18 protein-coding genes, 1 other RNA gene and 1 riboswitch are annotated in these 20,348 nt (G+C 36.5%); of the genes, 12 read left to right on the forward strand and 7 right to left on the reverse strand.

Annotated features, from left to right (window positions below):
• Positions 1 to 5: 5 nt before the first annotated feature.
• Together pfkB and FCI53_RS10025 are read right to left on the reverse strand one after the other, a co-directional pair.
• Complete coding sequence (gene pfkB / locus FCI53_RS10020) at positions 6 to 929, reverse strand: 1-phosphofructokinase (protein ID WP_138418397.1); 924 nt, start codon at positions 927 to 929, stop codon at positions 6 to 8.
• 506 nt (positions 930 to 1,435) lie between these two features.
• Positions 1,436 to 2,386, reverse strand: coding sequence for an alpha/beta fold hydrolase (locus FCI53_RS10025; RefSeq protein WP_138418399.1), 951 nt, complete (start codon positions 2,384 to 2,386; stop codon positions 1,436 to 1,438).
• A gap of 185 nt (positions 2,387 to 2,571) precedes the next feature.
• On the opposite strand from FCI53_RS10025, the gene secG reads away from it, so the two are divergent.
• From secG to rnr, 3 genes are all read left to right on the forward strand, one after another.
• Complete coding sequence (secG, locus tag FCI53_RS10030; protein WP_138418401.1) at positions 2,572 to 2,802, forward strand: preprotein translocase subunit SecG; 231 nt, start codon at positions 2,572 to 2,574, stop codon at positions 2,800 to 2,802.
• A gap of 174 nt (positions 2,803 to 2,976) precedes the next feature.
• Positions 2,977 to 3,720 carry an alpha/beta hydrolase gene (locus FCI53_RS10035; protein WP_138418404.1) on the forward strand — a complete coding sequence of 248 codons (744 nt, stop codon included), beginning with the start codon at positions 2,977 to 2,979 and terminating at the stop codon, positions 3,718 to 3,720.
• 216 nt (positions 3,721 to 3,936) lie between these two features.
• The gene (rnr, locus tag FCI53_RS10040) at positions 3,937 to 6,216 is read left to right on the forward strand and encodes a ribonuclease R (protein ID WP_138418581.1); all 2,280 of its coding nucleotides are present in this window, start codon (positions 3,937 to 3,939) and stop codon (positions 6,214 to 6,216) included.
• Positions 6,217 to 6,397: 181 nt separating this feature from the next.
• Here rnr and FCI53_RS10045 read toward each other — a convergent pair whose 3' ends face one another.
• Positions 6,398 to 7,270, reverse strand: a complete 873-nt coding sequence (locus FCI53_RS10045) for a GNAT family N-acetyltransferase (protein WP_138418406.1) — start codon at positions 7,268 to 7,270, stop codon at positions 6,398 to 6,400.
• A 221-nt stretch (positions 7,271 to 7,491) separates the two neighbouring features.
• Between FCI53_RS10045 and smpB the strand changes: the two genes are divergently transcribed.
• Entirely contained in the window at positions 7,492 to 7,956 is a 465-nt protein-coding gene (smpB, locus tag FCI53_RS10050) for an SsrA-binding protein SmpB (protein ID WP_138418408.1), read from the forward strand.
• Positions 7,957 to 8,092: 136 nt separating this feature from the next.
• Positions 8,093 to 8,436, forward strand: a transfer-messenger RNA (tmRNA) gene (ssrA, locus tag FCI53_RS10055).
• Positions 8,437 to 8,775: 339 nt separating this feature from the next.
• On the opposite strand, the gene FCI53_RS10060 is transcribed toward ssrA, so the two are convergent.
• The gene (locus FCI53_RS10060) at positions 8,776 to 9,183 is read right to left on the reverse strand and encodes an LAGLIDADG family homing endonuclease (protein ID WP_138418410.1); all 408 of its coding nucleotides are present in this window, start codon (positions 9,181 to 9,183) and stop codon (positions 8,776 to 8,778) included.
• Positions 9,184 to 9,489: 306 nt separating this feature from the next.
• Here FCI53_RS10060 and FCI53_RS10065 point away from each other — a divergent pair, with 306 nt between their 5' ends.
• Positions 9,490 to 10,374 (forward strand): RluA family pseudouridine synthase, encoded by an 885-nt coding sequence (locus tag FCI53_RS10065; RefSeq protein ID WP_246050075.1) that lies wholly within the window; start codon positions 9,490 to 9,492, stop codon positions 10,372 to 10,374.
• A gap of 102 nt (positions 10,375 to 10,476) precedes the next feature.
• Complete coding sequence (locus FCI53_RS10070; RefSeq protein ID WP_138418414.1) at positions 10,477 to 10,932, forward strand: ASCH domain-containing protein; 456 nt, start codon at positions 10,477 to 10,479, stop codon at positions 10,930 to 10,932.
• A 71-nt stretch (positions 10,933 to 11,003) separates the two neighbouring features.
• Here FCI53_RS10070 and FCI53_RS21430 read toward each other — a convergent pair whose 3' ends face one another.
• On the reverse strand, positions 11,004 to 11,156 hold the full coding sequence (locus FCI53_RS21430) for a hypothetical protein (protein WP_171038134.1): 153 nt from the start codon (positions 11,154 to 11,156) through the stop codon (positions 11,004 to 11,006).
• Between the two features lie 186 nt (positions 11,157 to 11,342).
• Here FCI53_RS21430 and FCI53_RS10075 point away from each other — a divergent pair, with 186 nt between their 5' ends.
• On the forward strand, positions 11,343 to 12,071 hold the full coding sequence (locus FCI53_RS10075; RefSeq protein ID WP_138418416.1) for an MOSC domain-containing protein: 729 nt from the start codon (positions 11,343 to 11,345) through the stop codon (positions 12,069 to 12,071).
• Between the two features lie 100 nt (positions 12,072 to 12,171).
• Here FCI53_RS10075 and FCI53_RS10080 read toward each other — a convergent pair whose 3' ends face one another.
• Positions 12,172 to 13,110: a glycine betaine ABC transporter substrate-binding protein gene (locus tag FCI53_RS10080; RefSeq protein WP_138418418.1), complete on the reverse strand. Its 939-nt coding sequence runs from the start codon at positions 13,108 to 13,110 to the stop codon at positions 12,172 to 12,174.
• An 813-nt stretch (positions 13,111 to 13,923) separates the two neighbouring features.
• On the opposite strand from FCI53_RS10080, the gene FCI53_RS10085 reads away from it, so the two are divergent.
• Positions 13,924 to 14,292, forward strand: a complete 369-nt coding sequence (locus FCI53_RS10085) for a Na-translocating system protein MpsC family protein (RefSeq protein WP_138418420.1) — start codon at positions 13,924 to 13,926, stop codon at positions 14,290 to 14,292.
• A 294-nt stretch (positions 14,293 to 14,586) separates the two neighbouring features.
• Here FCI53_RS10085 and FCI53_RS10090 read toward each other — a convergent pair whose 3' ends face one another.
• On the reverse strand, positions 14,587 to 15,156 hold the full coding sequence (locus FCI53_RS10090; protein ID WP_425457170.1) for a DUF4256 domain-containing protein: 570 nt from the start codon (positions 15,154 to 15,156) through the stop codon (positions 14,587 to 14,589).
• A 297-nt stretch (positions 15,157 to 15,453) separates the two neighbouring features.
• Between FCI53_RS10090 and FCI53_RS10095 the strand changes: the two genes are divergently transcribed.
• From FCI53_RS10095 to FCI53_RS10105, 3 genes are all read left to right on the forward strand, one after another.
• The gene (locus FCI53_RS10095; RefSeq protein ID WP_138418424.1) at positions 15,454 to 16,443 is read left to right on the forward strand and encodes an HD-GYP domain-containing protein; all 990 of its coding nucleotides are present in this window, start codon (positions 15,454 to 15,456) and stop codon (positions 16,441 to 16,443) included.
• Positions 16,444 to 16,794: 351 nt separating this feature from the next.
• Positions 16,795 to 16,884, forward strand: a riboswitch (cyclic di-GMP riboswitch).
• A 790-nt stretch (positions 16,885 to 17,674) separates the two neighbouring features.
• Positions 17,675 to 18,301 carry a response regulator transcription factor gene (locus FCI53_RS10100; RefSeq protein ID WP_138418426.1) on the forward strand — a complete coding sequence of 209 codons (627 nt, stop codon included), beginning with the start codon at positions 17,675 to 17,677 and terminating at the stop codon, positions 18,299 to 18,301.
• 39 nt (positions 18,302 to 18,340) lie between these two features.
• A complete protein-coding gene (locus FCI53_RS10105) occupies positions 18,341 to 20,317 on the forward strand; it encodes a methyl-accepting chemotaxis protein (protein WP_138418428.1) in 1,977 nt (658 codons plus the stop codon).
• The last annotated feature ends 31 nt before the right edge of the window (positions 20,318 to 20,348 follow it).

A 20,348-nucleotide genomic window follows, 5' to 3' on the forward strand; every position in this document is an offset into this window, starting at 1 on the left:
ATCAATTATACCTCCTTATTTATCGGATTTACTTCAATCGTTGTTAACAATTTTTCAACATCTTCTTTTGTACAAAGGTCGTCACTAAATGCTGTTGCACTCCCAGTAGCTACCGCATATGCAAATGCTTGTTTTGGGTCGTGTGTTTGTATGTAAGCAGATAGAAATCCAGACACCATCGAATCACCTGCCCCAACAGTGTTTCTAACCTCACCTTTTGGTACTGTTGCCTGTAGGCTAATTGAATCACTTACATAAACGGCTCCATCACCACCCATAGAAACAATCACGTGCTTTGCTCCTTGTTCATTCAGCTTCTTCCCGTAATGAACGGCATCATCAATAGAATCAATTGTTGTATGAAATAATTCTCCTAGTTCATGATGATTTGGTTTGATCAAGAAGAGTTCATTGCCAATGACTTCTTCAAGCGCTTTACTTGATGTGTCGATGATTAATTCGACATGGCGCTCTTTACAAATGGATGCAAGTTTCGTATAGAAATCTACTGGTACTGTTTTAGGGATACTACCTGAGGCAACAAGATAATCCCCTTGTTTTAAGGGTCGAATCTGATTGTATAGTTGTTCAAGCGCTTCGTTTGTAATGTCAGGACCAGGTCCATTGATTTCTGTTTCATCACCGGACTTTAATTTCATATTAATTCTTGTTACACCATCTACTTCTATAAATTTATCTTGAATGTTTTCGTTGGCAAGTGCTTCTTTAATAAACTTACCAGTGAATCCACCTAGAAAACCTAACGCTGTATTTTCTATATCAAGTCGACGTAGTACTCGAGAAACATTAATTCCTTTTCCACCAGGGTAGTAAGAAGTTTTCTCTCCTCGATTTAAGGCTCCTGCTTCAAAGTCCGATACATGGATAATGTAGTCGATCGATGGATTTAATGTGCAAGTATAAATCATCATGTTCACAACCTTTCTTAGTTGAACGCAACATATTTTGTTTTTTATAGGTATGTCCTAAAAATGTCATTTCATTAGAAATGACTACTTACTTCATTCTAATGAAACGCTATCAATAAGTAGATGAAAGAAAATTATGTGAGTACGGTAAGTTAATACTAATAAATAATAAAACGAAATTCGATACATTTCAACAAAAATCGTTCAAAATTAATCATATACTTTCAAAAACAATCAAAAAATGGGACAAGGGGACAGGTTTGTTGTCCCACTTGCCCCATGAATAAATCAACTAAATACATAAGTGTACGGTGCAATATCCTCCGCTATGTCCGGTACAACTGCCCATAAGACTCCAGCCTTCAAACATGAAAGAAAACAGAGATGTTTAAGTGGAAGTATCCTTTCACTTTCCTTCAATTGGGTTTAAGGGCCAGCGGGTCTCTCCTAGTGGTACTAACACTCTCTGGAGAGAAGCCCCTCCTCGACCCCTATAAGTGAAGATTTCACTTTATCTGAGACAAGTGTTCATCTGCCACTTTTTGAATCCATTCAAGTATGTCGTTGAATACCTCCTTTTTATTTGTTTCTTGAAGCAGTTCATGTCTAGCATCCTTATAAAACTGAACATCTATGTTTGTCACATTATTGTTGTAGTATTGGTCGATGACTTTTTTTACTCCACGGGTACCATTGCCAACAGGGTCCTTGTCGCCACTAATAACAAGCAATGGTAATTGTTTAGGAATAGTGGCCATTTCTTTGTTTCGATGGATCGTATCTAATCCCGTGAATAAATCATAGAAAAAGGACGTTGTTGGGATAAATCCAGTATATGGATCATCGACATATTCGTTAACGATTCGTGCATCGCGGGATAACCAATCATAATCAGTCACGGCGTTTTTGAATTGTTTATTGAAAGAACCAAACGATAAGCTATGTAAAAATGGAGAAGGAGACGTTTTTCCTTTGGAGTAGATTTCAAGTTTTGCAACAAGTTTTGCAACTTTTGTGACCAAACGAGAGTAGTAACCTGTCCCTGATAGGATAACACCATCAATTTGAGTATCAGGAAGTTGAATCGCTCTTCTAACCAAAAACGATCCCATACTGTGACCGAAGAGCACGATCGGGGTATTAGAATAGTGATTTCTTATTTGTGTGGTAACAGATTGGACATCCTTTGTAACTTGTTCGAACCCGGAATGGTCGGAGAAATAGCCCATCACCCCATGATGTTCACCAGTTTTTCCGTGTCCGCGATGGTCATGACCATAGACGACCATGCCATTGTTCACTAAAAAACGTGCAAAAGCATCGTAACGGTCAATATGTTCAGCCATTCCATGTGCTATTTGAACCACACATGTCGGAGTGGTGGATGGGTTACGCCATCTTTGTAGAAATATTTGGTGACCATCCTCCACCGATAGCCACTGTGATGTTTTTTCCATTATTCATTCCTCCTCGTCGCTGACTTTCTTATATGTTAGCATAAACTAAAAACTTCAATCAGCGGGGACTGCCTGTTACATGCAGGATAAAAGGTAAACGCTTGCCAATTTGTACTTGCTAAATCAAGTCTAAATGTGCTAAATTATGAATATGTATTCGTGCGTTTTTAGGAGGTGTACGCAACATGTATGGAGTTGCGATTACGTTATTAGTTATTGATGCAATTGCTCTAATTGTTTTAGTATTATTACAGTCAGGGAAAAGCGCAGGTTTATCTGGAGCGATTTCTGGTGGGGCTGAACAACTATTCGGTAAACAAAAAGCACGTGGTATCGATGCCGTTCTACATCGTGCAACCGTTGTAACAGGTGTACTGCTTTTCGTTTTAACCTTTTTAGTTGGCTATGTCATTTAAGAATAAATCAAAATGAATAAACAATAAAGAGAGGCTGTACCAAGCGTGGCATTTTTGGTAACAGTCTCTTTTTTTACATTAGGCAAGCTAATGTTTGTGTAAGTAGTGGATAACTTTGATAGGATGGATAAAGATAATGCTTAGAAAGTATATAAAAGGGGATGAAAATTCATCATGAAAGTGAAACAACCAGAACCCTTCACATTTGAAGGGGGAAAACGCGCAGTTTTATTATTACATGGGTTTACTGGGCATTCGGCAGATGTACGCATGTTAGGACGATATTTACAAAAACAAGGGTATACCTGTCACGCACCTATTTACCGAGGACATGGAAAACCGCCAGAAGAATTGGTACAAGCTACTCCAGAGCAGTGGTGGGAAGATGTTCAAGAAGGGCTGCAGCATCTTAGAAGTATTGGGCACAAAGAAATTGCTGTTGCTGGTTTATCATTAGGTGGAGTGTTATCCTTAAAATTAGCATACTCTGAACCGATCAAAGCAGCGATCCCAATGTGTGCACCGATGTTTTTTGATAACGAAACCCAATTAACAAAAGGATTTAAAGCATTTGCTAAAGAATATAAACAATTAGAGAAAAAAGATGAAGCAACGATTGAAACTGAAGTGAATCAATTGTTAGAAGAATCTAAACCGCTTTTCCAACGGCTAGGTGGCTTAATCACTGATGTGAAGGAACACGTTGATCACATTTATGCACCAACATTTGTTGTTCAAGCACGAAAAGACCAAATGATTAATACAGACAGCGCTACATATATATACGACAATGTGGAAGCAGACCAAAAGGATATTAAATGGTATGAAGAATCAGGACATTTAATTACCTTTGACAAACAAAAAGATCAATTACATGAAGATATTTACAATTTCTTGGAATCATTAGATTGGTCTTAAGCCATAATAGGAATAGAATTTTATGACCATACTGATAAAAAACGGAAACTTTCCATTAATAAGAGAGGGCATCCTTCTGAATAATGGTAAGTAAATGAATCGGATATTGCAGACAGTTAATCACTTTCGGTTCTCCGTTAAATCTAAAGGGTTACTACTGGCTGGTCACATACTCTTATTTAAAAGAAAGAAGGTGAGCATTTGAACGATCAAGAAATGAAGCAAACGATACTTGACTATTTTAGAGATAATGCTTCAAGGCCGTTATCTGTGCAAGAAATAGAAGAAATTTTGGATCTACAAGATTCTGACCAATTTAAAATACTTATGAAATTATTAAATGAACTAGAAGATGCCGGTGAATTGGTCCGAACTCGAAAAAATCGCTATGGTCCACCAGAACGTATGAATTTAGTTCGAGGAAAAATCCAAATGCATGCGAAAGGGTTTGCCTTTTTAATTCCAGATGATGAAGGGCAAGATGATGTCTATATTAACCATGCAGACCTACAGTCAGCCATGAACAATGACAAGGTACTGGTTCGAATTGAAGGGCGAGATGCACAAGGGAAACGTCCTGAAGGGGTTGTGATCCGCATTCTCGAACGTGCTGTGTCAGAAATTATCGGAACGTATGATGATAATGGTGCATTCGGTTTTGTCATTGCTGATGATAAACGTATTCCAAATGATATCTTTATCCCTAAAAACGCAGCCAATGGTGCGGTGGATGGACATAAAGTAATCGTTAAAATTACGAAATATCCTGAACAACGGATGAGTGCGGAAGGGGAAGTCGTACAAATTCTTGGGCACAAAAATGATCCAGGGATGGATATTATTTCGATTATTTACAAGCATGGCATTGCAGTCGATTTTCCTGAAGAAGTACTTCAACATGCAGCCGAAGCACCTGACAAAATTCATGAAGATGAAATTACCAATCGTCGTGACTTACGTGATGAAACAATTGTGACGATTGATGGTGCTGATGCTAAGGACTTAGATGATGCGGTAACAGTGAAAAAATTGGACAATGGCAATTACAAATTAGGTGTGTACATTGCCGATGTAACCTACTATGTCGAAGAAAATTCTCCAATTGATAAAGAGGCATTTGATCGAGGAACCAGTGTTTATTTAGTCGATCGAGTGATTCCAATGATTCCTCACCGCCTGTCAAATGGGATTTGTTCCTTAAATCCACAAGTTGATCGCCTGACGCTTGGTTGTGAAATGGAAATTAACGCGCAAGGGGAAGTCGTGAATCATGAAATTTTCCAAAGCGTTATTAACACAAATGAGCGTATGACGTATCATGATGTGAACAAAATCCTAGTTGATAAAGATGAAGCATTAATGGAACGTTATAAAGAACATGTACCAATGTTTCAAGATATGGAAGAGTTAGCTGCGGTTTTGCGTAAAAAACGTTTTGGTCGCGGTGCAATTGACTTTGATTTTAAAGAAGCACAAGTATTAGTGGATAATGAAGGTGCAGCGGTTGATGTTGTTCTTCGTGAGCGTTCTGTTGCAGAACGTTTAATCGAAGAATTTATGCTTGCTGCCAATGAAACGGTAGCAGAACATTTCCACTGGATGGATGTTCCATTTATTCACCGTATTCACGAGGATCCGAGTGAAGATAAACTTCAAACATTTTTCGAGTTCATCGCTACACTTGGTTATGTTGTAAAAGGGACAAGTAACGAAATCCACCCGCAAGCATTGCAAAAAGTATTAGATGAAGTACAGGGCGAGCAAGAGGAAATGATTATTTCAAAGCTGATGCTACGCTCCATGAAGCAAGCAAAATATGATCCGCAAAGCATTGGCCACTTCGGATTGGCAACTGAATTCTATACGCATTTCACATCGCCAATCAGAAGGTATCCTGACTTAATTGTCCATCGCTTGATTCGAACGTACTTAATCAATAATCAGCTTGATGAACAGACGCGAAGACATTGGAAAGATAAATTACCAGAGATTGCCAAGCACTCATCTGAAAAAGAGCGCGCAGCAGTTGATGCTGAACGTGAAACAGATGATTTGAAAAAAGCGGAATACATGCAAGATAAAATAGGTGAGGAATATGATGGTGTCATCAGCTCTGTAACCAATTTTGGATTGTTTGTCGAATTGCCTAATACAGTCGAGGGGCTTGTGCACGTAAGTTATTTAACCGATGACTACTACCATTTTGATGAACGTGCCTATGCGATGATAGGCGAGCGAACAGGTAATATTTTCCGTATTGGTGACGAAATAACGGTGAAAGTAACCAATGTCAATCTAGATGAACGCGTCGTTGACTTCGAGATTGTCGGAATGAAACCAAGAAAACCTAAAGGTACAGCAAGTCGTCCTAAAGTAATCAAGGCAAAACGTGCGAATAGCAGCACTAATGGTGAGAAAAAATCTAAATCAAGCATTAAAGGAAAAGGAAAAGATAAAGATAAAAAGAAAAAAGGGAAGAAAAAGAAGAAAAAATAACCAAATAGGTCAGTCCTTACGCTAGAGTTGGGACTGACCTTTACTGTTGTGGAGCTTCCTGGGTGGTAGCTTTTGATTTATGTAATGGCTTGTTACGGAACGTATGTGTACTGAGGTTATAAGTGAATGAGAAAAGCGGAATAAGAGCCCGCTTTAAAGGATGAACCGGATCGTGTTTCCGCTATTCGTGCTCCGTCCACTTCCCATATAACACCCATGCATCTTGATCATCAAACGCCTCGATATTAGGGATATTGGCATAGCCCTGTTCAGAAAAGTCGAGCCAAGGTGTTAAGTCTTCAATAGGGTCTTCCTCGATATACTGGTAAACCGTTTCCCAAAAACCTGGTTGTTTAAAGTGATCATTCCAAAAGTATTTCACTTGGGCAAACCAATCACCTTTTTGGTCATTTCTAATTATTAGAAAGCGATCGTTTGTAGGATTTTGATAAAAGGCTGATTCATGTAAATGTTGATCGGGTAGTAATGATTGTGTAAAAGGAAATGGGTAAAAGCATTCAAATGGATACACATTACCTAGTGCATTTTCTTTTATCGTTTCAAGCCATTGTCGTTTTTCTTGAATTGTAGTTACTTTTGTCCAAACTTCACCAGGTGTACCTGATAGAAGTGGTTTGTTTTTTACTGGAATGCTATGAAGCTTCGTTAGTTGTGTGAAACCAATTTTCTCTAAAACTCGACGAGCTGGTTTATTATTGAAATTCGTATTAGCACCAATCCATTTTATTGATGGATCTTGTTCTAATTTATTTTTTACGTATGACAAAATTTCGGTAGCATGGCCTTTTGAGTGATAGCGCATGTCACTCCTTAACCTTCCCAACATCGCATAACCACCTGGGTATAATGTATAACCAGCCATTGCTACTATATGGTTCTCGTTAAATAGACCATATAATATATTTGTTTTTGACTGGACGAGTTTAGAAAAAATACGCAATATGTAATCATCTTCTATATTGGTTTGCATTGCTTGAACACTATCTAAATCATTCATCGTAAGTTGTCGCATTTGTAGTAATTCTTGGCTCACGTTTGATTGCCCCTTTCGATTTCATTCGGTCGTATCTTCTCATAATCGATATATACATGTCTATTTTTACACATTTGATAGCAAAAAAATTGTGAATTAGTCTGTTTTGTCATATGCAAACCGACGTCTTCCGTAAAAAGGTAGATTCTTTTAGCTTTCGATTGGAATCAAGCTATAAATTTGATAAAATAAATCTCACGGAACAATAGGAGGAAGCGAATATGCCAAAGGGTAAAGGGAATGCTATTGCACAAAATCGTAAAGCAAGTCATGACTTTACAATTGAAGAAACATTCGAAGCTGGCCTTGTTTTAAAAGGGACAGAAATCAAATCCATTCGTGCAGGCCGTGTGAATATGAAAGATAGTTTTGCTAAGCTTGAGAGGGGAGAAGCATTTTTATATAACATGCACATCTCGCCATATGAACAAGGGAATCGATTTAATCATGAGCCAACGCGACCAAGAAAATTATTGCTTCATCGTAAAGAAATTGATAAATTGATTGGTGAAACACAACAAAAAGGTTATGCTTTAGTGCCATTAAAAATGTACATTAAGAATGGCGTGGCAAAAATTTTGATTGGCTTAGGTAAAGGGAAGAAGAAACACGATAAGCGTGAAGACTTAAAACGCAAGCAAGCGAAACGTGATATGGATCGTGCGATAAAAGAAAATATGCGGTAAACATTACCAGTCGTTATGACTTGAAATTAATGTTGTATTTGTTATAATTGTATTTGTCAGCGAAACACAACAACTAAATATTCAAGAGTGCTTTACTCTTGTTTTTCCGTGTTGTGCCCTTATATCATGGGGACGTTACGGATTCGACAGGGGTAGGTCGAGCTCAAGTTGCGGGTCGAGGTTACGTCTCGTAAAACGTTACACGCCAATAATAACTGGCAACGAAAACAATCAACCTGCTTTAGCAGCTGCGTAAGTAGCCTAAAGCGATCCTTCCTACCATCGCCCATGTGGTAGATCGAAGGGTCTCAAATGAAGTGGGCTACGCTGTCTTCCTCCGCCTGGGGAACGACAGAAGAGATTAATCAGGCTAGCTACTTGGACGCCAGTTGGTAGGCAGAAAAGATAGCGAATCCGCAAATATACCAACTACGCTCGTAGACGCTTGAGTGCCGATACCTCTGGACGTGGGTTCGATTAGTAATTAGTCGCCTTATGTGGTAACACATAAGTGAACATTCGGCTTGATCGGTGAAACCTAAGTCACATAAATGTGATATGGCAATACCGAGCAGTATGTGGAGTAATCCAACAGCTGTGTATCGACTTATAGGCTTCCAAATAATTGGAAGTACTAGGATGCGAAATCCTACCCAAAGGGTAAAAACTACATTTCGCATAATACGCCGAAGGACCTGATATTACTACAAGGTTCAAGATATAGTCAGTGCCATGTCGAAAGCATGGAATAGCACGTCCCACCGTCTCCACCAATACATATGTTGGTGGTTTTTTTATTGTCTTTTTTACTTTCTTTACCTAAATAAGGAAAAACTTTTCTTCAAAAGATAACTTGTTTTCAAGTTGTTCCTGATTGTACTTGCCATTTCTTGGGGTTACAACATTGTAATTGTCCAATATAAACATAGCTCGTCTTTTTTTCTTTTCAATTCGTAAAAATGGAGATACCATTTTTAGTACATAAAAAACTTCATGTTTACGTTTAATGGATAATGTATATGAATCTTTATGTTGATCAGGTTTATAGTTCTTTTTATTATTTAAGGTGCCTCCTACAATACTTTGGAGATAAACAAGTAGTTCTTTATCAGTTGATGCTATGCTTATGCACGGTCTTCTGTATTCCCCCTCATGCATCCTTGTCAATGTGATAGACCCTTCTCCATCAATTATCCCAGCAACATATGCAGCTTCGTAATTGTTCAAATTTTTCGTCCCCTTTCCCAATTGACCTAAGTTAATTATATAATATTTTTTTTAATTTTAGCAGTTTATATATTGTAGAAATTCCTACGTAACACTTCCTTTGTATTATCTTTTCTGTAAAAAATTACCACTCCATACTAATATGTTGTGATTGGAAAGTGTGTGGTGTATCTTGAATTAGACGGGATAAGCCGTAATAGGGAAAACTAAAACCAAGCGTAATAATGGATGCTAAGTAAGTAATGCTATAATTAATGAAGAAAAATGAGGAACAACCATCTTAAGAAACGGAGGTTACGGTTACAGATGAAACAAAAAAATAAGAATGTTGAACAATATGAAGTCAAGCAACCAGTTCAACTGTTACCTTTTTTAATAGAGAAGATGTCCAACCGCAGCCGCAATACAGTTAAATCGATTCTTGCTCGAGGACAAGTAAATGTTAATGACAGGGAAATAACACAGCACAACTTTCAGCTTCAGCCTAATGATACTGTTTCCATTTTAAAAAACAAAGTAGCAAAAGCAGCATCGTTTGATGGAATGAAACTATTGTATGAAGATGATGCGGTTATAGTAGTCGAAAAGGATGCAGGTCTGTTATCGATGGCTTCCCCAAAAGAGAGATCCCGAACAGCTTACAAACAATTAATGGCTTATGTTCGAAAAGTGAACCCAAACAACAGAATCTTTATTGTCCATCGGTTAGACCGAGATACATCGGGTGTCATGATGTTTGCAAAAAATGAGAAGGTAAAGCAAAAATTACAACAGGCGTGGAAGGACATGGTGGCGGAGCGGACTTATGTAGCACTGGTTGAAGGGGTCGTGAAAAAGTCTGAAGGTACAATTACCTCATGGTTAAAAGAAAGCAAGACCTTTAAAATGTATTCTAGTCCAAAGCCGAATGACGGACAGCGGGCCGTTACCCACTATAACGTGATGCAATCGAACAACCAGTTTTCTTTATTACAAGTTCATCTAGAGACGGGCAGAAAAAAACAAATTCGCGTACATATGACAGATATCGGTCATCCAATTGTTGGTGATAAAAAATACGGTTCAAAGGTTAACACAATTAGAAGACTTGGCTTGCATGCTAGTGTGTTAGCATTTTATCATCCGATAACTGGAAAATTACTACGATTCGAATCAGATATTCCCCCACTATTTAAAAAGAAATCAAAGTAGGAGTAGGTTAAGGACTGTAAACTATCCAAACCCATTACCAATTGGATAAAAGCTTAAGGTTTTGATCAGTCAGAACAATAAAATGAAAGTAGGTTGATTTAAATGAAAAATGATTCCGTCACCAAAATGTGGGAGGAATATCGAAAATTTCATCCAAATGCACCGCAACAATATGAAGCATGGGCATTTGGTGATTCAAAAGAAATGGCTGATGAGCTTGCAAAGTTAGTATTAGAGGGAACGAAAACAGCGACATCCTCAAATTATACAATATATGAATTGGAAAATGAGGAATTACCGTACGTTGGTCTTCATAATATTATTCTCGATGGGGACGGAGGAGCTGTTGCAATTGCAGTGACAACCTCAGTAGAAATCGTTTCTTTCGATGAAGTGACAGCAGAACACGCGTATTTGGAAGGAGAAGGTGACCGTACATTAAATTATTGGCGGGCGGTTCATGAATCATTCTTTAAAAAAGAATTTGAAACGATCAACAAAATTTTTGATTCTAAAATTCCAGTTGTCTGTGAAAGGTTTGAATTGGTATACAAATAGTGGGACAGGACACTGTCCCACTATACTATATGCTGGGACAATGCTCCATGCCCTGGTTTTAATTTACCATTTCAATCGTTCATTGCCCCTGCTTCACGGGAAGTCATTGCACCTTGTCCTTCGCTAACATCTTTTTGAATTTCTTTTTTCACCTTTTGTGGATTCGTTCCAGCAAATGCTGGTTTCATTATAGAGTTGTCTTTCGTTTGTTTATCTTGTTGCATACAAATCCTCCTTTATTTTTTCACAATCTTATTATGATAAAATAACGCTCGCTATATCCGGAGTATTTGAACTAGGACAAAGGGACAAGTTTGATATTAAGCGTCACTACTGGACAATGAACCTGTCCCCATGTCCCACATTTTGTTAAGCTTATAGTAGGTGAAATTTTTATAGGAGGGAATGTAATGTTAGTTGGTCATATGAAGGAGATTGTTCGTCATCCAGTAAAATCCCTTACTGGTGAAAGTGTCCCACAATCTAAAATCATGGATTATGGTTTATATGGCGATCGTAGTCATGCGTATGTTGATGAAACAAGAGAAGGAAAATTCCTGCAGATCACTCAATTTCAAGAAATGGTTCGATACAAAGCAAAGTTTGTTGGAGAAGAATCGATGGAGAAGTATCCAAACGTGGAAGTTATAACACCTGAGGGAAAGGTTTTTGATTGGGAGGATGAGGCATTAATTAAAGAGTTGGAAGACAAATCAGAAAGGAAAATTTCAACAATTGAATACTCCCCATCCCACGTACCTATCGGGCCAATTGCAGTCGAACATATTCTACTTGTAACGGATGCTTCATTAGCTAAATTGGAAGAATTGTGGGAAGAAAATGAGGTTAATTCTAGGCGATTTCGACCTAATTTCATTATTTCATTAAAAGAAAAAATACCGTTTATCGAAGAAGATTGGATTGGCAAACGATTAAAAATAGGAAATGAAGTAGAAATTGAATTAGTCGGCCATTGTAAACGTTGTATGATTATTACCGTTGATCCTGATAATGCACAGCGAGACAAAAGTTTACATAAAACGGTAATAAAAGAAAGAAAAAATAACTTTGGTGTTTATGCTTCTGTGATTAAAACAGGTGATATTCATGTAAACGATGAAATTCATCTGCTTGATTAACTATTGCTAAAAATTTATCGATTTCTTAGATATAATAAACGCTCCCCATCAAGTATCTAAATACTGAATGGGGAGCATATTGTTTCATTATTATATCAACTTATTCTGCAGGTTCAAGATCTTCAATGGAATCAATGTCCATATAGGATGGTACAGCTAACCCAATCTTGGCCCCTTCTAAGTTCGCTCCTAAATCTTCAAATTGACCTTCATACTCTTCATATAAAGCACCATGTGTTGCGGGTATCCATGGGGATAGAGAAGCATCGGCATCACCTGTAGCTATTGACTCAAACATAACAGACGGATCAACTGGTGTAAGCGTAACATTGAAACCTTGTTGCTCCAATACAATTTTAGCTACATTGGTTGTAAAAGTTTCTGCTTCCCAAGGAGTTAAAATGATTTCTATTGAAGTACCTTCAACAGATTCTACCCCTTCTGTCCATTCTGCAACTGTTTCTGAATTTTCATCCACCCACTGTTGGGCTACTTGTTCAATGTCATTCTCTTCTTGAGCTGTAAGCAATGCTTCTTCCAATACTGATAGTTCCCAGTATAATCGATCAAGAATCGTATACGCATTAGGCATGTCGTCCTTTAAGCCATTTCTTACGACTGTTTTAATTTTTTCCTCCTCACCAAAGACACCTTTAGGATCTTCTAAATACTTTATATCCCATTTCGCAAACATATAGTGGGGGGACCATGCTGCAACAATAATCGGATCCTCGTTATTAATAGCACCATCTAAAGCAGTTAACATGGCACCAGATGAAGAAACTTCTTGTTCCCAACCAGCAAGACTTTCATACTCAGCTAAAGCCTTCTCATTCGTCTCTGTTTGTCCAGCACCAGGATCTATACCTGTAATTGTATATTCCATTTTTTCACTAACATTTGTTGTAGTGGTTTCCGTCTGTCCATCATCTTCACTTGCATTTGCATCGTTAGGGTCCTCTTGTCCACAACCAGCTACTACAAGAGATAAAGATAAACCAGTTATTACCCATAATTTCTTCCATTTAAAGTTAAACATGTTGTATAACACTCCTTAAGTTTTGTTTTGCTACTATTTTTTTCAGTAGCAATTTCCTTAGTTGTCTTAAAACTCTATTTTATTTTGGCTAAACTAATAAAAAATAATAATAAACTATGTTACATTCTATATCTTTTTTTAGGTATTACTCAAACGACAAATTTCATCATTTTTGTACAAATAATACGTAAAATTCCAAATTAACAGAACTTTCTAAAGGCCTTACATCTGTTTTCTAACTTTATCTTCGTTTTATGATGATAAAGTTTTTATTGAGTTGTAGTTGCAAAAGATTGAGTTATATACAACATCACCAGATAGTCGGAAGGAAGTCATTGTTTGCTTGACTTTTTGAAAGTTTAAAGGTAAATTGAATGTTGGAACTAAATAACCGATAAATGTTTATTCTAATTCTCATTTAACGGTACTTTAACATATAGTTAATAATGAAATGATTGACTATATGAAAAAGTTCATTTAGTGAGAAGAAGTGAAACTTCACTGAGTCGTTGGTTGTTCTGTCATCACTCAGTGTTAGTACCACAAGGAGAGACCCGCAGGCCTTTGATCCAATTGGGGTGAAAAAGAAAGTTAACTCCCACTTAAACATCTCCGTCTTATTTGATGTTTGAAGTTGGAGTCTTACGGACAAGTTGCACCGGGATAAATCGGTATATTTCTTGACTAGAATGGTACTAGTGGGAGGTATACTGATTTTTTTTATTAATTAAGGTTTATCATCATTAAGCATTAAGAATAGATGATGAAAAGGGGAGCTAGGAATGGGTCTCAGTATGTAAAGGGGGAGAAGTAATGCAAAAATCAAAAGGATTATTAGAATCAGAAATAAGCAAAGCATTAACACAATGGGAAAAAGATTTTCTTGGACGTGGATCGGTGAATGTTAAGACTGATATAGTACGAGATATGATTGTCGTAACATTACGGGGTGTCCTCACGCCTGCCGAGTATGCACTTTGTGAAACAAAAGACGGTATGCTAACAGTAAAAAGAACGAGGTCAGACTTAGTAGAATCAGGTATAGATAAACTAAAGGAAATTATTTTCGATCTTACAAATCAGGAAGTAAAAAACTTTCATACTGATATAAGCACAAATAATGGTGAACGTGTAATGATCTTTCGCCTGCAAAATAACTATGAGAAACAATTAAAAAGTTAATCACATAGGGAGATCAATAAAAAACGTCTAGGTAGTTGATGGTAAACCGACATTTTTAAGAGATACAGTGTGTTTAGGCTGTGTTTTTTGAAAATGTCGGTTTTTTAATTTGTGAAAATAAAAGGGTGTAAACACTTCATAGAGGAATTAGGGGGGGATTCATAGTTCAAAAACATTGGAGATAATGAATTTCACTCGTCGTTAGTGAATAGTGGATGATGTCTATAAAAATAGGGCATATCTCAATGTGTGTGCTCTACTGCAACTTGAGATAGCCCTTCATTTTATTCAATGTTAAACTTTTAGCGAGCCACGGAACCCCCTAACTCCATAATAAGAGGACGCACCATTGTGATAAACGAAGACATGCCCGTAGCGATAATCACAAAAAAGAGCACCGCCGAGTTCTCTAATATCAGCGGGTGTTTGTATCCAACTAGACGTTTTTTTATCAACTGTTTCGAGTTTCTGTAACTTACGATATTGTTCTTCCGTTAAAAGTTCAATCCCCATGTCATTAGCCATATCAAGGGCATTATTTTCTGGTTTATGTTTTTTTCTTGACTCTAGTCCTTCACGATCGTAGCAAACACTTCTACGCCCTTTAGGACTTTCCGCTGAACAATCATAAAAAATGTATTCGTCTGTCGTTTCATCATATTCCACAACATCTGGTTCACCGCCAGTCGTTTCCATTTCATTTAGTGACCACAGTTTTTCAGCATGACCTTCCAGCTTTGCTTGTACGTTAGACCATTCAATTGCTTCATGGCGGTGCATATTTTTCTCAAATCTGGATTTCAAAACTCCGAGTAGTTCTTCGCGTTGTTCAGGTGATAACTCATTTTTAGTTGTCATCTTCATTTTCTCCTTTACTGTTTTTGTCATCATGTTTTATGTATATAGAACGATTATAGGATATTAACATATTTTATCCAAATTTAAACAAAGACATTATTAATTTTGTCCAACAAAAAATAGGAGTGAAAGGTGATAGGAATTTATATTAGCTTATGTTTATATTTAGTAGGAACCTTTCATTAAAAAGAACACATTTGCTAATCTAATAAACATGTTTGTTACAGCAGTGTCCGACTTTATTTTGATCGGTCATTTGGAAATGTTTGTATACAAACTATCCTATAAAAAGGGGCAGGATATATGAGATTAATTGAGATATCAGAATATGATTATAAAAGTATGACATTAGTAAAACCGATCTATGATTCCAAAAAGCGTATCTTACTTGCAGCTGGCAGAACGATTGATCCAAAAATTACCCCAAAGTTGGAAGCGATGGGGATAAAATATTTGTTTATTGAAGATGAGGTATCAAAAGGGATTAGTATTGAAGATATGTTGGACATGCCAACATGGAAAGATACAATTGATGTAATGAAGTCATTCTATGAACAAGTTAAAACTAAAGGTAAACTAGATGTAAGAAGTATTTTTCAAATTGCAACTAGACTACTGGATGAGGTTAAGTTTCGTCCAACATTAGTGCTTATCCCGTCTGGAACGGTCACAAACGAGTTACAGCCCTTTGCGCATGCAGTTAACGTTACACTCCTATCTTTATTAACGGGCAAAAGATTAGGGTACAACGATTTTAATATGAAAGAGTTGGCTATTGGTTCATTATTGCATGATATTGGTAAAGCGTTAACAGATGATCAAGATAAACATTCTGAAGTAGGTTTTAACTTCCTGCGTGAGATTCATCAATTTAGTCTTGTATCTGCTCATATTGCGTATCAACACCACGAAACAATAAATGGGGAGGGGGTTCCAAGACAAATTAAAAACAATGAGTTTCTGGAATTCGCGCAAATTTGTGGGGCAGCAAATAAATACGATAATTTCATTACTAAGCAAAATCTTCCACCACATGAAGCAATGGAAGCTATTATGGCAACTTCAGACCGAACATACTCGCACAGAGTTGTGAATGCTTTTAGTTTGTCGGTTGCTACCTATCCCCCAGGAACAAAAGTGTTGATTGATAAATATCCTGCAATTGTTACGCAATTAAATAAACACTTACATAGACCTGTGGTAAAAATGATAGCAAATGATCAAGAAATCGATTTGACTGAATACCCTACTTATATGATTGAACCAAGTAACCTTGAAAAACAAGAAGTATAAGCAATAAACTATGATTCCACATAGGAGAGGTTAATCATAAATTATCAATAATTAAATTAGATGACTGCTTTAACATGGGGATGGAGTACCCTACTTATGGAAGTTTAAACTTTATCCCTCACGCAACCGACGTAAAACTCCCACTTCAAATAGGAAAAGGGGATGTTTAAGTGGGAGTTAACTTTTTTCTTTCATACGATTGGTTTAACTAACACTCAGTGATGGAAGAGCAATAACCTCACTGAATGAAGTTTCACTTTATAGGAACAGACTCCTACTAAAAATAGGGAATAAATGGTGATAGAATTTCACTTCACTCTATATTACAATGGTTTTACAATTTTATTAAATAACTGATAAGGGCAAACTTATTGAAAAATAAGGACGCAAAGCCACGGGTCTAAAGTCTTAGTATTAGGATTATGATAGCCGGTTACCAAACATATTGTGTATACGATTCATACTAATCTGGTAACCATTAAGTAAAGTCCACTATTTCTTTAGGTGGGCTATTTTTTATGGAAAGAAAAATTTGAATAATAGAGAGTGTTAATTGTAATACAAATGTGAGGTTGTGATTTAGTAATGGCTATTATTAAAGAACAAGTTTGTTATAAATGTAATGAACGAAAGAGTATTAGTGATTTCTATGAAAAAGGGAATATTTTTATGAATTGTTCCAAATGCCGTAGAAATAGAGTTAATAGAAAAAGATCTCTAGAAATACTACTGAATGACAGAAACTTCAAGTGAAAATGACATTTACATCAAATTCTATTTAAATTCAAGTGAGAAAAATTTGACTGTGTTATTTGGTACTGTTGAATATTTTGAAAGAGAAATTGCAAACTATATTTCTATAGAAAAGTTGCAATTTTCATCGGAGGATAAAAAACTAGAAAAGTCTATTCAACGTTAAAACATGACATTATGTATGATTTTATCCCGGTGTAACCGTCCGTAATACTCCCACTTCAAAACATGATAGGAAACGGAGATGTCTAAGTGGGAGTGAAACGGACGGTTACACCCCGAATGGTTCAACTAACACTCAGTGGAGAAAGAGCAAAAACCCCCACTGAGTGAAGTTTCACTTTATATGTAGTGAGATGTTTCGAAAGTATTGTCTATTAAATCTTAAGGAGGCATACGAAAATATGAGTAGTTCTGTGCTGATTTCTGATTAGATTTAAAGATAGAGTGGATTCTTTTAAAAAAGAGGTGGAAAATATTGAAAATATCAGTTGTTAAAGAACCCTCCCTACTAAGAGAGGGGATCGTTAGAATACTTCAAGAAAGTTATAAAAATCATAATATCACGACTTATGGATCGAATAACTATGAAGAATTATTACACGAACCAAATGTTGCTGATGTAATTATTATTGATATAGACACGGAAATAAATGTACGACCTTTAGTAGATTACTATAAAAACAAGAAAAAGAGCATTATTTTATGGACAGCTAATAGGAACCATCCGGAATTACCAGTTCTATTTAAGTTAAGATTAGCTGGTTATTTTTATAACGGAATGGATAAAGAGGAGTTAGTTGGTGCTATAACGTCTATATTGAATGGAGGCACCTATATCCACCAATCTCTATCACAAATTCTATTAGGTTATTATGCGCACAAGACTGAACCTGAAAAACCTGTTGGCGTATTTTCGGAGAGAGAATGGGAAGTGATCGAACTACTAGCTAAAGGTTTTAAAAATGTACAGATCGCAAATTTTCTATTTATATCTGAAAAAACGGTGAAAAACTATATTAGTGGCATTATGAAAAAGCTGGCTGTCCCTGACCGAACAAATATTGTCTTAACAGCTTTAAAGAATAAATGGATTGTCCTTTAGTAGTAAAGAAATATTAACATTGAAAAGGAGCGCTACACCTTGAAATTAGCTGTTAAGAACACATTCATAATAAGCGTGTTAATAACCATCTCTATGATCAGCATCTCGGCTTTTGGTTATATGAAAGCAAAAGAATTTCTTTATGATCGATTTGAAGATCAAGCGTACAATCAACTCGAATCGGTCAAGGCAAATATTGATATATGGGTCAATGGCAAAAAAGAAACAATGGAATATATTGCTGAAGCGGATGAATTAAAAGCAAGTGATATAGAAAAAGCAGACACTTTAGGCACGAGAATATCGCAGAAACTGGAGAACCCAGATGCATTCGGTTTTATGGATGCTAATGGATTCTTATATTTGAATGGATCAAAGGTTCCAGTTACAGATTTTGAACATTATCAAGGTGGTATGAATGAACGTACCAATACATATGATCCAGTTCCTTCAGAATCCCCAAGCTTAAATGGGGCGCCAATTGTGTTGTCTTCATCACCTGTATACGGATATGATGGAGAGGTTGTCGGGGTTGCTTCCGGTGGTTATCAAATCGATAGTCTTATCGAAATTATTTCAAACATATCGTTAGGGGAAAGTGGTTATGTTACGGTTTTTACAAACGACGGTACGATTGTTGCTGGTCAACATCAAGAAGATACACTACAAAAGAAAATTGCAGATTATGAAAACAACGATTTAAATCAATTAGTTGAGGATAGTTTGAATGGGGAAACAGGAACAATTGAAACAACCATTAATGACGAAAACAGTTTAATTTTTTATAGTAAAGCAAGTGAAATGGACTGGGGTATCATGATTTCTGTTCCCACTAGTGAAGCATTTGCTGATGCAAACTCCTTATTTAGCTATTTTATTATAATCACCATTGTCTTTATAGGACTTAGTGCCATTATTAGTTATCTTATCAATAATCGATCCTTAAAACCAATTAAGGAAGTAAATGACAAAGTGGAAGAACTTGCGAATAATGAAGGAGATTTAACACAAAGGTTAACGATCAACAGAAAAGATGAGGTTGGAAAACTTGCACACAATTTTAATTCCCTGTTAGATAGTCTACAGGATTTAATAGGTGGTATTCTTCAAAAGGGAGAAGTGGTTTCTGAAAATATTTCATCCTTATCCGAACGAGCTGATGAAATGGTTCATTTATCGGATGTTGTTACCAAAAATGTTCAAAATTCAGCAGAGTTATCGATAGAGCAAGAAACAGGAAGTAGGAAGAATTTAGCTTCGATGAAAGAAATCACACAAAATGTAGCAGAAATTAAAGATCATTCATCGCTAGTATCTGAAAAAACAAATAATACATACGAAGAGGTACAGAAAGCTAATCAAGAACTAAATCTTTTGATGAAACAAATGTCTACGATACAAGCTTCTGTTCGTCAGTCAGCAGAGATGGTAAAGAAATTAGGTAATCGCTCAACTGAAATTGGAAACATTGTTGAAATGATTACAAGCATTACCGAACAGACGAATTTACTTGCATTAAACGCATCGATTGAAGCTGCTAGGTCTGGTGAACATGGCAAAGGGTTCGCTGTTGTTGCAAATGAGGTTAAAAAGTTATCGAATCAATCCGCTCATTCAGCTAAACAAATTTCTTTATTAGTAAATGAGATTCTTACGGACACTTCAAGTGCGGTAATTGAAATGGAGTCGGGTACAAACGAGTTTGGTTCAGGGATGGAAAGGCTAAAAGATGTAAATGAGCGCTTGCAAACTGTCTATTACACGTCGGAAGCATCTTCGAGTCAAGTTGATAAAACATTCCTAGAAATTGAAAGTCTTCTTACCAAAGTAAAAGATGTTGAACGCGTCATTCATGATAATTTAGAGAAGTCAATGGAATCATCTAACTATATTCGTGAAGTTGCAGCTTCTTCAGAAGATCAGTTATCTTCCATTCATGATATTACGACGTCAATCGAAAAATCGGCTCAATTTGCAACTGAATTAAGAATACGATTAAATCGTTTTAAGATATAAAATAGTAGTAATCGATCAGAGAAAGGTACTC

The sequence above is a fragment of the Aquibacillus sediminis genome, from assembly GCF_005870085.1.
In the GTDB taxonomy this organism is placed as follows: domain Bacteria; phylum Bacillota; class Bacilli; order Bacillales; family Amphibacillaceae; genus Aquibacillus_E; species Aquibacillus_E sediminis.

Excerpts from the sequence above, each read along its gene's own strand:
- FCI53_RS10085 (WP_138418420.1), top strand. The coding sequence starts at position 13,924 with ATGCAAAAATCAAAAGGATTATTAGAATCAGAAATAAGCAAAGCATTA.
- FCI53_RS10035 (WP_138418404.1), top strand. The coding sequence starts at position 2,977 with ATGAAAGTGAAACAACCAGAACCCTTCACATTTGAAGGGGGAAAACGC.
- pfkB (WP_138418397.1), bottom strand. The coding sequence starts at position 929 with ATGATTTATACTTGCACATTAAATCCATCGATCGACTACATTATCCAT.
- FCI53_RS10080 (WP_138418418.1), bottom strand. The coding sequence starts at position 13,110 with ATGTTTAACTTTAAATGGAAGAAATTATGGGTAATAACTGGTTTATCT.
- FCI53_RS10070 (WP_138418414.1), top strand. The coding sequence starts at position 10,477 with ATGAAAAATGATTCCGTCACCAAAATGTGGGAGGAATATCGAAAATTT.
- FCI53_RS10025 (WP_138418399.1), bottom strand. The coding sequence starts at position 2,386 with ATGGAAAAAACATCACAGTGGCTATCGGTGGAGGATGGTCACCAAATA.
- rnr (WP_138418581.1), top strand. The coding sequence starts at position 3,937 with ATGAAGCAAACGATACTTGACTATTTTAGAGATAATGCTTCAAGGCCG.
- smpB (WP_138418408.1), top strand. The coding sequence starts at position 7,492 with ATGCCAAAGGGTAAAGGGAATGCTATTGCACAAAATCGTAAAGCAAGT.
- FCI53_RS10075 (WP_138418416.1), top strand. The coding sequence starts at position 11,343 with ATGTTAGTTGGTCATATGAAGGAGATTGTTCGTCATCCAGTAAAATCC.
- FCI53_RS10090 (WP_425457170.1), bottom strand. The coding sequence starts at position 15,156 with ATGAAGATGACAACTAAAAATGAGTTATCACCTGAACAACGCGAAGAA.
- FCI53_RS10095 (WP_138418424.1), top strand. The coding sequence starts at position 15,454 with ATGAGATTAATTGAGATATCAGAATATGATTATAAAAGTATGACATTA.
- FCI53_RS21430 (WP_171038134.1), bottom strand. The coding sequence starts at position 11,156 with ATGCAACAAGATAAACAAACGAAAGACAACTCTATAATGAAACCAGCA.
- secG (WP_138418401.1), top strand. The coding sequence starts at position 2,572 with ATGTATGGAGTTGCGATTACGTTATTAGTTATTGATGCAATTGCTCTA.
- FCI53_RS10065 (WP_246050075.1), top strand. The coding sequence starts at position 9,490 with ATGAAACAAAAAAATAAGAATGTTGAACAATATGAAGTCAAGCAACCA.